This window comes from Levilactobacillus zymae DSM 19395 (assembly GCF_001434115.1).
GTDB lineage: Bacteria > Bacillota > Bacilli > Lactobacillales > Lactobacillaceae > Levilactobacillus > Levilactobacillus zymae.
The window spans coordinates 37,853-48,412 of sequence record NZ_AZDW01000032.1; the positions used below are offsets into that span (position 1 = coordinate 37,853).

At 52.8% G+C, this 10,560-nt stretch carries 11 protein-coding genes; 7 read left to right on the forward strand and 4 right to left on the reverse strand.

Going from position 1 to position 10,560, the window contains the following annotated elements; all coding sequences use genetic code 11:
* Nucleotides 1-167 precede the first annotated feature (167 nt).
* Entirely contained in the window at nucleotides 168-1,283 is a 1,116-nt protein-coding gene (locus tag FD38_RS06940; protein ID WP_057732662.1) for a YibE/F family protein, read from the forward strand.
* The gene (locus FD38_RS06945) at nucleotides 1,280-2,047 is read left to right on the forward strand and encodes a YibE/F family protein (RefSeq protein ID WP_057732664.1); all 768 of its coding nucleotides are present in this window, start codon (nucleotides 1,280-1,282) and stop codon (nucleotides 2,045-2,047) included. Before FD38_RS06940 ends, FD38_RS06945 begins: the two co-directional genes overlap by 4 nt.
* 119 nt (nucleotides 2,048-2,166) lie before the next feature.
* Here the strand turns inward: FD38_RS06945 and FD38_RS06950 are convergent, their stop codons facing one another.
* Together FD38_RS06950 and FD38_RS06955 are read right to left on the reverse strand one after the other, a co-directional pair.
* The gene (locus FD38_RS06950; RefSeq protein ID WP_083485309.1) at nucleotides 2,167-3,291 is read right to left on the reverse strand and encodes a peptidoglycan recognition protein family protein; all 1,125 of its coding nucleotides are present in this window, start codon (nucleotides 3,289-3,291) and stop codon (nucleotides 2,167-2,169) included.
* A 247-nt stretch (nucleotides 3,292-3,538) separates the two neighbouring features.
* Nucleotides 3,539-4,048, reverse strand: a complete 510-nt coding sequence (locus FD38_RS06955) for a Fur family transcriptional regulator (protein WP_057732665.1) — start codon at nucleotides 4,046-4,048, stop codon at nucleotides 3,539-3,541.
* Nucleotides 4,049-4,323: 275 nt separating this feature from the next.
* Between FD38_RS06955 and FD38_RS06960 the strand changes: the two genes are divergently transcribed.
* The 3 genes from FD38_RS06960 (at nucleotide 4,324) to FD38_RS06970 (ending at nucleotide 7,616) form a co-directional block, all read left to right on the forward strand.
* Nucleotides 4,324-5,010 carry a VIT1/CCC1 transporter family protein gene (locus FD38_RS06960; RefSeq protein WP_057732667.1) on the forward strand — a complete coding sequence of 229 codons (687 nt, stop codon included), beginning with the start codon at nucleotides 4,324-4,326 and terminating at the stop codon, nucleotides 5,008-5,010.
* Nucleotides 5,011-5,026: 16 nt separating this feature from the next.
* Complete coding sequence (locus FD38_RS06965) at nucleotides 5,027-5,737, forward strand: VIT1/CCC1 transporter family protein (protein ID WP_057732669.1); 711 nt, start codon at nucleotides 5,027-5,029, stop codon at nucleotides 5,735-5,737.
* A gap of 304 nt (nucleotides 5,738-6,041) precedes the next feature.
* A complete protein-coding gene (locus FD38_RS06970; RefSeq protein WP_057732896.1) occupies nucleotides 6,042-7,616 on the forward strand; it encodes an APC family permease in 1,575 nt (524 codons plus the stop codon).
* 194 nt (nucleotides 7,617-7,810) lie between these two features.
* Here FD38_RS06970 and FD38_RS06975 read toward each other — a convergent pair whose 3' ends face one another.
* Together FD38_RS06975 and FD38_RS06980 are read right to left on the reverse strand one after the other, a co-directional pair.
* Entirely contained in the window at nucleotides 7,811-8,248 is a 438-nt protein-coding gene (locus tag FD38_RS06975; RefSeq protein WP_057732671.1) for a hypothetical protein, read from the reverse strand.
* Between the two features lie 139 nt (nucleotides 8,249-8,387).
* Nucleotides 8,388-8,837, reverse strand: coding sequence for a GNAT family N-acetyltransferase (locus tag FD38_RS06980; protein ID WP_057732674.1), 450 nt, complete (start codon nucleotides 8,835-8,837; stop codon nucleotides 8,388-8,390).
* Between the two features lie 211 nt (nucleotides 8,838-9,048).
* Between FD38_RS06980 and FD38_RS06985 the strand changes: the two genes are divergently transcribed.
* Both FD38_RS06985 and FD38_RS06990 read left to right on the forward strand, forming a co-directional pair.
* Nucleotides 9,049-10,089: a lactonase family protein gene (locus FD38_RS06985; protein ID WP_057732676.1), complete on the forward strand. Its 1,041-nt coding sequence runs from the start codon at nucleotides 9,049-9,051 to the stop codon at nucleotides 10,087-10,089.
* Nucleotides 10,090-10,356: 267 nt separating this feature from the next.
* A complete protein-coding gene (locus tag FD38_RS06990; protein WP_057732678.1) occupies nucleotides 10,357-10,560 on the forward strand; it encodes a hypothetical protein in 204 nt (67 codons plus the stop codon).

Genomic DNA, 10,560 nt, shown 5'->3' on the forward strand with positions numbered 1-10,560 from the left:
AAATAACAATCGGCTACTATTCTACTGGTTTTCTTCCGAAATTGCAAGGTCAACTGGGAATTTTGCGGGACCCCTTCGATTTGGTTAAGTTTTGAGCGGGGAACCGGTGGGTCTGGGGGAAAGTGGTATATTGAAAATTGAAAGTCTAAGAGAGAGGAACGGTTAGTGTGCAATCATTTAAGCAAACGTCCAAAGTGACCTGGTGGGTCTGGCTCGCCGTCTTACTGGTCGGCGGCCTCTTGCTCTGGGGAACTGCGCATGATGCGGTGCTCTATCACGATCCCATCATGCAGGTGACCGCGGTACGCCAACACCAGACCACCAAGGAGACCGACGATTTTCAAAACGTCGACTATCAGACGCAACAGACCTTAACGGGGCACCTACTAAATACGAAAAATCGGGGCCACCAGCTTAAGGTGACCAACAGCTATTCGGCGTCGGGGGCCATGGATCAACGCTACCACGTGGGCAGTCAACTCTTCGTGGTGTTGCACCACCACGGGGGGCAACTCAGCGCGACGGTCAAGGACCGGAAACGCGATACGCCACTAGTCTTCATGCTCTGGCTGGTCGTGGGGTTATTACTACTACTAATGCAATTCAGCGGGCTGATGGCCTTTCTCAGCGTGGCCGCCAACGGGGTGCTGTTCTTGCTGGCGATTCTGTTAAACGGGTCGACGCAGGGGGCCCAGGTCCTATGGATCTTCGGTAGCCTGGCCGTGGTGTTTGCGGCGGTGACTCTGTGGCTGGTTTTAGGCCGGACGCGGCAGATGGTCATCACGCTAGCGACCACGTTAGGCGGGACTCTGTGCGCCATTCTAGTGGCGCTCGTGGTCTTTCACGTCACCCACGAAAAGGGCATGTTCTACGAATCCATGCAGTACGTCACCCAGCTACCCCGGCCGCTATTTCTGGCCGAAACCCTGTTAGGGTCGTTGGGGGCGGTGATGGATGAATCGACCGACATCATCTCATCGTTGTTCGCGTTGAAACGGGAACGGCCGGAGATTACGCCGCGGCAGATCTTTAAGTCCGGCCGGCAGATTGGTAGTACCATCATGGGGCCACTGATCAACGTCCTGTTCTTTATCTTCGTGGCCGATACCTTCCCGATGGCGTTACTGTACCTAAAAAATGGCAACAGTTGGGGCTACACCTTCTCGATGAACATGTCGATGGGGGTCGTCCAAAGCCTGATCAGTGGGATTGGCATCGTGCTGGCCGTACCGTTGGCCAGCTACCTGGCGAGTCGTTGGTTGCCTAAGGAGGTGGCCGCATGAGTACGATTACCGTATTGGGACTGATTTTACTCCTGCTAATGGTCTTGGTTGGCGGTAAGGCGGGGGCCCAATCGTTTCTGGCGTTGCTCCTGAACTTCGGCCTGTTATTCCTAGCCATCGTCCTGGTGGCCTTTCACTTCTCTCCGTTGATTGTGACCTTAGTGGTCGGGCTGATGGTGTTAGCGTTGACCATCTTCATGAGCAGTGGCGACGATTTGTCGAGTACCGTGGCGTTTATCGCCTCGGCCATTGTCTTGGTGGTGCTGGTCCTGTTGATCGTGCCGGTCGAGCAGTGGGCCATGGTCCAGGGCTTTGGCCCGGAAGACAGCGAGGACCTGGAAGGCTTGTCGGTCTTGGTCGGCATCAATTTCGTCAAGGTCACCACGGCCACGGCCATCCTGAGTACGCTCGGGGCGATTGCCGAGGCCGCCATGGCGATTGCGGCGGGGTTAAGTGAGATTCTCGAGCAACACCCACAGGTCGGCTTAAAAGCGCTGTTTGGCGACGGTATCAGTGTCGGTAAGCAAATCATCGGGACCACGTTTAATACGCTGTTTTTCGGCTTTTTTGGCGGTTTCCTGGCGTTATTCATCTGGTTCACCGGCGTACACTATTCGTTTGGTGAGATTTTCAACGATAAGATCTTCGTATCGGAGATTTTGATGATCCTGTTCGCCATGTTGAGTGTCCTGCTGACGGTGCCCATCACCACCTGGGTCATGACCAGAGCGGCGGCTGGTCAGCGGAAGCGCGCGGCGAAGTAGGCCTGGCGTTTTCGGGAACAGATAACACTTTTAAATTTTTAAGTCCACTCAAAAACGAGCGGCGACAATCCCGTAGGACTGTCGCCGCTCGTTTGAGGTTTGAAACGTGAATTTAAACTTTAGTTGCTGGCACTCACACTGCTAGTACTGGTACTGGCTGCGTTAACGTCGCTGGAACTCGTCGCATCCGTGGCAGCCGACGAACTGTCGGAACTGCTCGTGGCGCTGGATGAGTCTGAGCTACTGGTGGCACTCGCCGTGGTGGCGGTGGTCGTTGACGTGTTCACGTCTTGGACGTTGGTTAAGGTCTTCGCGTAAACCCAGTAACGCTTGCTACTGTTCTTGGAAGGCCGAATCCGGTACCAAGTCGACCCGGAAGTCTTCTTACCGGTCATGTCGATATAGTAGGTCTTACCAACCTTTGGCGTAATCGTCGACCACTTCAGGCGCTTCGTGTTCTTGTTAGCGTTCTTGACGTGGTTGTAAAGGTAGTACTTACTGTAGGAACTACTCAACTTGGCTTGTTGGTTCACGGACTTGTAAGTGACCTTGTCCAACTTAGTGTGTGATGAGGTTCCCATGGCGTTGTAGTACTTCTTGACCATCTTGTAGAAAGCGGCCATGGTGTACTTCTGGCCAAAGTACTTCTTCCCAGCCGAAGCGTAGTAACCGACCGGATCGGTATGCGTCGACCCACCTAAGTGCTTAGCCACGGACCCGTGGGACCAAACCGTCCCTTTACCGTCGTAAGCGGCATCGTTAGGCTTCAGCTTGTATTCCTTTAACAGGTAAGCCGTGTACCAGGCCGCGTTAGCGATTTCGTGGGCGAAAGCGGACTTACTGTGAACTTCGATCTGTTCGAATTGAACGAACCGAGCGTTCCCCGGATAGCCGACTCCCCAGGACAGGTAGTTGGTGTTGGCGATGTTGATGATGTGTGAAGCATCAACGAAACTGTGCACGAACGCGTTGTTATAGTTCCGCTTCATGTAAGCAATTTCGTTATAGATCGTTGAAGACGGGTTGGCCGTTTCGTGAACCACGACACCTTCCGGCTTACCGACACCGTGACGATACTTGTACTTAGGAAAGCCGCTCCAAATGCTCTTGGTGACCTTCGCTGGCTTGTAATTGTGACTTTCAATATAACTGTTGACCTTCGAACTGGCATCAGCCGAGAGCGTTCCGCCAAAGAGGCCGGCGAATCCGACAGCGGCTACTGCTGTAAGGAGAACTTTAGACATTTTCACCCGAATCATCCCTCAAATCTTTCATTATCTTATTTGTTAACAACCGTCTTTACAGTTGCATCGATGTGATTTCGTACCTTACTATATCGGTAAATACCGCTCACGGCAACCGGTTAGCCAGGACTGGGATTTAATATTACGCTTCTAATATCAATAACCACGGGCTTTGTTTCGGGTGTTTTCAAATAGATTAAAACTGCACGACGCCTGTAACCTCACTGTAACATCAGAAGAAACCGGTTTAATCGGCCGTCGGCGCCGGCGCGGCACCCTGAGCCCACTGTTTTCTGGCGGGATCGATATGCAACTTTTGTTGGCATTCCGGGCATAACCCGTAAACTTCCACGTGATTGCTGGTGACCAGGTAGCCGGTTTGTTCGCTGGCTTCGCGGTTGAGTTGTTGTTCCAGCTGGGCGAAGTCGGGCGCAAAGACGTCGGTGATCTTGCCACAATTTTCGCAAATCACGTGGTAGTGGGGCTGCCCGTAGAAGTCGTAACGAACGCCGCCGTTATCGTTGGGTAGTTCGATCACAATACCAAGGTCCACTAAGAGGTTTAACGTGTTATAAATCGTGGCCATACTAAGATTAGGTTGTTCCGCCGCTAATGCGGTGTAGATGGTTTCAACGGCCGGGTGGTTGTGATGGTTGACCAGGTAAGTCAAGATCACGCGGCGCTGGGGCGTGACCCGAATATGATGATCCTTTAAGGTCTTTAACGCTTGCGCTAAAAGTTGGTTAGGTTGGGCCATGGGAATCCCTCCTTATAATTAGTCTTATCTGACTCTATTAAACCACATTTTGACCAGACTTCCAGTTTTCCGTTTTAATTTAGAATAATTCGTAGTTACGACCATTTTTGGTTGGCAGATGATTTACTTTTCCGGGATTCGTGCTAGAATAGAATTGTTGTTAGATAAGAACGATTCTAAAATAGATAAAATTTTAACCGTACCAAACTTTTGAGTTCAATTCGTGCTATGATAAAAGTACTGCGGTTGTAAAACCATGTAGGGGGTTAGGAATAATGGAATCAAAGAAGAAGCCAGCAACTTTAGCGCAACGGATCAACGTTTTACGGGCCAGCGTGATGGGAGCCAACGATGGGATCTTATCCGTGGCGGGGATCGTTATTGGGGTGGCCGGTGCCGCGACCAGTAGTTTTGCCATCTTTATTTCGGGGATCGCCGGTATGATTGCCGGAACGGTCTCGATGGCCATGGGGGAGTACGTCTCGGTCAACACGCAAAAGGATGCGCAACGTAAGGCCATTGAAACCCAAACGGTGGCGCTCGATGACGACTACGACGGCGAATTTAACTTCATCAAGAATAAGTACGTCGCGAGCGGTATCAAACCGGAACTCGCCGACCAAGCGGCTCACGAGATGATGAGTAAAGATCCGGTTAAAGCCACGGTGCGTGAACGCTTTGGCTTCAACGTTGGGGAATATACCAACCCGTTTTCGGCGGCGATTGCTTCGATGATTTCGTTTCCCACGGGCTCCATCTTGCCGTTGCTGTCCATTAGCCTGCTGCCCAAGAGCTTACGTATCTGGGGTACGTTCGTGGCGGTGATCATCGCCTTATCGATCACCGGTTACGTGGCGGCGATTCTGGGAAACGCCGACCGACGCAACGGGACTATCCGTAACGTGGTCGCGGGAATCATCACCATGTTAGTGACGTACTTTATCGGTCGGTTATTCGCATAAGAGGGAGCGTTAAACAATGGTAGCAAATGATACGTTGCGTTTAAAGAAGAGTAAGAAGCAACACCAAACCATGGACGAAAAACTGAACACGTTGCGGGCCGGGGTCCTGGGTTCGAACGACGGTATCCTAACGGTCGTGGGGGTCCTGTTCAGTGTGGCCGCAGCGACCACCAATCAGTTCACGATTTTTATCGCCGGTCTGTCCGACCTGATTGCCTGTGCCTTTTCGATGGCGTCCGGGGAATACGCCTCCGTCAGCACGCAAAAGGATACCGAACGGGCGGCGGTCGCCAAGGAAGCCGAATTATTAAAGACTAACTTTGACGACGAACTGGCGACGGTCCAGAAATTCTACGAGGACCGGGGTGTTACGCCGGAAACGTCTTTGGCCATCGCCAAGGATTTGATGAGTAAGAACGCCCTGGAGACCATCGTCGAAGTGAAGTACGACATCAAGTTGGGTCACTACATGAATCCCTGGGATGCGGCCTTCTCTTCACTGTTCTCCGCGTCGGCTGGTGGGGTTTTCCCGCTGGTCGCGATGACCTTCTTACCGGTGGCTTGGCAGTGGCCGGGAACCATCATCGCCGTGATCTTATCCGTGGCGTTGACGGGTTTTCTGAGTGCCAAGTTGGGGCATGGCCTGGTCAAGACGGCGATTGTCCGCAACATCGTGGTCGGGATTATTACCATGTTCATTCACTACTACGTCGGGCAACTCTTCTAAGAAATTTCTAAGCCATTTGCCAGACAGGTAGTGTACAATAGCCAAATAATCCCGCGACGGGAATTAGGGACTGTTTAGAAATTTAAACGAGGACTGTCGTTGTTAGATGCGATGCTAGTGGAGGATAAAACTGGTTGTCCGCGGACAATCACGATTCCCCAAGCTTGCAAACGTTACACTGGTGAGTTAACCGGAAGAAAATCACCATTGCCAGTGTGAGCTGACGGGCCTGGAAGCGCCAATTCTAAGCTACTCTTACTGACCGTCGCGGTTGAAAGTGAGGAAATTTGGCTTGAAGCGTAAAATGAGTTTGTTTTCATTAGTCATGCTAACGCTCAGCGCCATCATTGGGTCGGGCTGGTTGTTTGGGGCCGGAATGGCCGCCCAAATTGCCGGGCCGGCCGCTATTTTGTCCTGGATTTTAGGGGCCGTCGTGATTGGCCTGATTGCGTTAAATTATATCGAATTAGGAACCATGTTTCCCACCAGTGGCGGGATGAGTCAGTATGCGTCCTTCTCCCACGGGCCGTTATTGGGCTTCGTGGCTGGGTGGGCTAACTGGTTATCACTATTAACCATTATTCCCATTGAGGCCGTGGCGGCCGTTCAGTACATGAGTTCGTGGCCCTGGTCTTGGGCCAACTGGACCCGGGGCTTTCTGCACGCCGGTAACGTGACCAATCTGGGCTTGGTGATCGTGTTTCTCTTCATCCTAGCCTTCACGCTACTGAACTTCTGGTCGGTCAAGCTACTGACGCGGTTTACCAGCTTCATCTCGATTTTTAAGCTGGGGGTCCCGACGTTGACGATTCTGGTGCTGGTTCTGACCGGTTTTGAACCGCAAAACTTTGCGGCTAAGGCGGGCTTCATGCCGGGCGGCAGTGCGTCGATCTTTGCGGCGACGACCGCGGCGGGAATCATCTTCTCGTACAACGCCTTTCAGACCACCATTAATATGGGCAACGAAATCGAACACCCGGAACGTAACATCTTCTGGGGCATCGTCATTGCCTTTGGTATCAGTACCGTCATCTACACGTTGCTGCAGGTGGCCTTCATCGGTGCCGTACCCGCTAGTGCGTTGACGCACGGCTGGTCCGGAGTCAACTTCGAGTCGCCGTTTGCCGATATCGCCATCTTATTGAACTTAAACTGGTTATCGACCTTACTGTACTTAGACGCGTTCGTATCGCCGTTCGGGACCGGGGTGTCGTTCGTGGCGACCACCAGTCGGGCGCTGGCGGCGATGACCGGGACCAAGCACATGCCGACCAAGTTGGGGGAAGTCAACCGCAAGTACCAGACGCCCCGGCGAGCCATGATCGTTAACCTGGTGCTGGGTGTGGTATTGGTCGCGGGTTTTCGGAACTGGAGTGCCTTATCCAACGTGATTTCCACGTCCACGTTGATCGCTTATCTGACCGGGCCGGTGACGGTGACGAGTCTGCGGCGGCAAGCTCCGGACTTCACCCGACCGTTTCGGCTACGTCACCTGAAATGGTGGGCGCCGTTGGCTTACGGGTTGGCCAGTCTCGCGATTTACTGGGCCAAGTGGCCGACCACGGTCGAGGTCTTCGGGGTAATCGCGTTGGGGCTGGTGTTCTACGTGTATTACGAGGTGCGGCGGCCGCAAGGGTGGCCCCAATTACGGGCTAGCCTGCGTGGGGGACGCTGGTTGTTAGCCGAAATGATTTGGCTAACGCTGATGTCGCTAATCGGCAGTCACCAGTTCGGTGGCGCCGGTTGGTTGCCCTATCCACTAGACTTTGTCGGGGTCGTACTGGGCAGCTGGGCGTGCTACGCGCTGGGCGTTCACGATGCCTACCGCAGCGAGTCTCTGGACGTGGCGGCCGAATTGAACCAACGAGTGACCGAATAGCAGACTAAAAAGGCTGGGATAAAAGTCCCAGCCTTTCTTGTGTCTCCGAATATTTTGGTGTTGAAACGTGCGCCAAAGGGCAGCTGGTTCCGCTTAACCCCGTAAGTCAAATAATCCAAGTTCAGGATTATTTGACTTACGACGTTAATGCTCACCAGCTAACCGCCCTTTGTCCCACTCTCTTGGTGTGCTCACTATTTTTGATAGAACCAGCCCATAGCGTGCTTGGGCGACCACTTGATGTGCTGACCGTCTAAGAAGCCTTCTTGAATTTTCAGGCGTTTTTGCTGAGCCTTGGGACTGTAAATGGCCTTGATGTAGAGGACGCCGCTCGATAAGTAGTGGCCCTTTAAGTAATAGGTATGGGCGTTGATTTTGCGGTACGAGACCTTACTCAGGTGATCGGCCACGGTGGGAGGATTGAGCTGCAACGTCAGTTTGGTGGCGGTGAACTTGAGATTAGGTTTCTGACCCAGTGCATCTTTTTTATGCATCGCGTAAGTGCCGCGTAAGACCTTGGGGGTCCCCGCGTGCCACTTGGCGGCCTGCGCGGTCGTGGTCGTCATGGCGGTTCCCAAGACCCAGGTCCCCAGTGCCACGATCGTTAATCCTAAGAGTCGACTTTTTAACATGACAGATTCCTCCCATATTGGCTGTGTGTGACTGGCCAGTTCATTGGTTAAATTAACTGGTGAATTCGGTTTCAGTATACCACAGCTAACCGGGTGATGCGGGGGTGGGGGCCGATGATTTCGGCCGTGAATGGGCCCACTAGTGCTTGGACCACCGCCAATTTTGTTGGGCGTCCTGTTCGAAGCCGGCGGCGGCCACGACGGCATCGTCTAAGTTTTGGGAATCTTTGAGGGTGAGGACGGTGAGTTGGAGTTCTTCGCGGGCAAAGTTCACCAGCCGGTCGACGATCTCCTGCTGTTCGCTGGCCGGCAACGTTTGCCCGCTCAGGTAGGCTTGTCCCTTGTGCGCGGGCAAGTCGACGGTGTGAAAGCCGCCCCAACCCACGAGTTTGTGGGTGGCACGACGTTCGATACCCCAAGTCAGAGCGTTACGACTCATGGTCTGGTGCATGTTGGTGTTGATCCATTCGGCCGTTTCTGCCAGGTCTTGGTCGGTGATGGCCGCGACCTGCTTGAGGCGAAATTGGGTCAACCAGTCGAAACGAAACTTAGGGGTAAGCAGCGGGTGGTAGCCTTCAAAGCTAGACATAAAATTGGAATCCTTTCTGTGCTAAAAGTGAAATGGGCGAGAAACTAAAGTGAGTGAGTTAAGGGATTAGCTTATCGCTCAATTAGTCGCGCCGTTAAATTAGTTTCATTGTACCGGTTATTGGCGGCGACCACCAGTGACTTAATCGTTTTTGTTTTCGGAGCTGTGCTATACTGAAAGGGGATACAGATAAGTTGAAAGGGGTAACAGTATGACCGAAGAGTTTTACATTGGGACTTATACCAAGCGCATCAGCCGTGGGATTTATCAGGTGAGCGTCGACAAGGACGCCGCCAAATTGACGGATTGCGAATGGTTGGCATCAGCCGGTAGCCCAACTTATATTGCGAAATCAAAAGCACAACGTTTGTACGTCATTAACAAAAAAGAGACCGATGGCCAAACGGAGGGCGGCTTGATTATCTACGATATGTCAGATAAGAAGCCCCGGGCCATCCAACAGGTCTTGAATCCAGGGTCGTCACCCGCTTACGTTTCCGTGGATGAAGACCGGCAGTTGGTCTACACCGCCAACTACCATACGGGTAAGGTCACGGTTTACAAGATCGCCACGGACGGGTCCTTGACTCAAGCCGATGAGATCACCGATACCGATCCCGTAGGTCCAGCGCCGGAACAGGCGGACGGCCCTCACCCACACTACGCTAACTTGACGCCGGACGGGCGCTTGGTCGTGTGCGATTTAGGGACCGACCGGGTCTACCTCTACGACGTTGCCGACGACGGAAAGTTAAGTGCCGTCAGTCACGTGGACTTACCAGCGGGTTACGGCCCACGGCACATCGTGTTCGACGCCCCGAAGAGTGTCGCTTATCTGGTCGGTGAACTGAGCAGTAACGTGGCGACGCTGACTTACGACGAACAGGCCGGCAAGTTGACCGTCAAGCAAATCACTCACGTCATTCCGGACGACTGGACGGCCCACAACGGGTCCGCCGCTATTCGGTTGAGTAGCGATGGCCGTTTCGTGTACGTTTCGAACCGGGGGAACAACTCGATCACGGTCTTGAAGACCGCCGATGATGGCACCCTGACCGAGATTCAACGGATCGCCACGGAAGGCGATTTCCCGCGGGACTTCAACTGGACGGCCGACGAAAGCTTAGTTTTGGTCGTGCACCAAAAGTCCGACAACGCCAGTCTCTTCAAGCGTGACGCGGAAACCGGGAAATTAACGCTCGCCCAAAAGGACTTCATGGTTCCCGAAGGCGTCAGCGTCTTACCCGCTTAATCAGGTTGATTTAAAGATTACTAATCAAAACAGAGGGACTTTGCGAGAATATTCGTGGAGTCCCTCTGTTTTTTGCAGTTAAACTGCGAATGCTAGGCCAGTTAGATAGTTAATAGACTATATTGTACGTCAACGATTGGTCAAAATAACCAACCGGAAAGAATTCAGGTATATTTATCGTGAAGGGGAAGGATGGTGCGTTGAAACCATCGTTTGGGGGCGACAACTCACCGAGGACAGTCGATCATGAAATTGGGGGTAATCACGATGTTTGCATTTCTAGGGTCATGGCTATCAGTGTTTCTGACGTTTTTAGCGATTTTCTTTTTCGTTTACGGTGTGGTTACGTTCTGCTACCAACGGTGGGATAACCACAAGAAGCGCAGTGCCAAACGGAAGTTGCAGGCTTGGGCGAAACCAACGGGGGTCCAGTACTGGACGGTCACCAAGCTCGAACCGAATAAACATTAA

Excerpts from the sequence above, each read along its gene's own strand:
- FD38_RS06945 (WP_057732664.1), top strand. The coding sequence starts at position 1,280 with ATGAGTACGATTACCGTATTGGGACTGATTTTACTCCTGCTAATGGTC.
- FD38_RS06950 (WP_083485309.1), bottom strand. The coding sequence starts at position 3,291 with ATGTCTAAAGTTCTCCTTACAGCAGTAGCCGCTGTCGGATTCGCCGGC.
- FD38_RS06955 (WP_057732665.1), bottom strand. The coding sequence starts at position 4,048 with ATGGCCCAACCTAACCAACTTTTAGCGCAAGCGTTAAAGACCTTAAAG.
- FD38_RS06960 (WP_057732667.1), top strand. The coding sequence starts at position 4,324 with ATGGAATCAAAGAAGAAGCCAGCAACTTTAGCGCAACGGATCAACGTT.
- FD38_RS06965 (WP_057732669.1), top strand. The coding sequence starts at position 5,027 with ATGGTAGCAAATGATACGTTGCGTTTAAAGAAGAGTAAGAAGCAACAC.
- FD38_RS06970 (WP_057732896.1), top strand. The coding sequence starts at position 6,042 with ATGAGTTTGTTTTCATTAGTCATGCTAACGCTCAGCGCCATCATTGGG.
- FD38_RS06975 (WP_057732671.1), bottom strand. The coding sequence starts at position 8,248 with ATGTTAAAAAGTCGACTCTTAGGATTAACGATCGTGGCACTGGGGACC.
- FD38_RS06980 (WP_057732674.1), bottom strand. The coding sequence starts at position 8,837 with ATGTCTAGCTTTGAAGGCTACCACCCGCTGCTTACCCCTAAGTTTCGT.
- FD38_RS06985 (WP_057732676.1), top strand. The coding sequence starts at position 9,049 with ATGACCGAAGAGTTTTACATTGGGACTTATACCAAGCGCATCAGCCGT.
- FD38_RS06990 (WP_057732678.1), top strand. The coding sequence starts at position 10,357 with ATGTTTGCATTTCTAGGGTCATGGCTATCAGTGTTTCTGACGTTTTTA.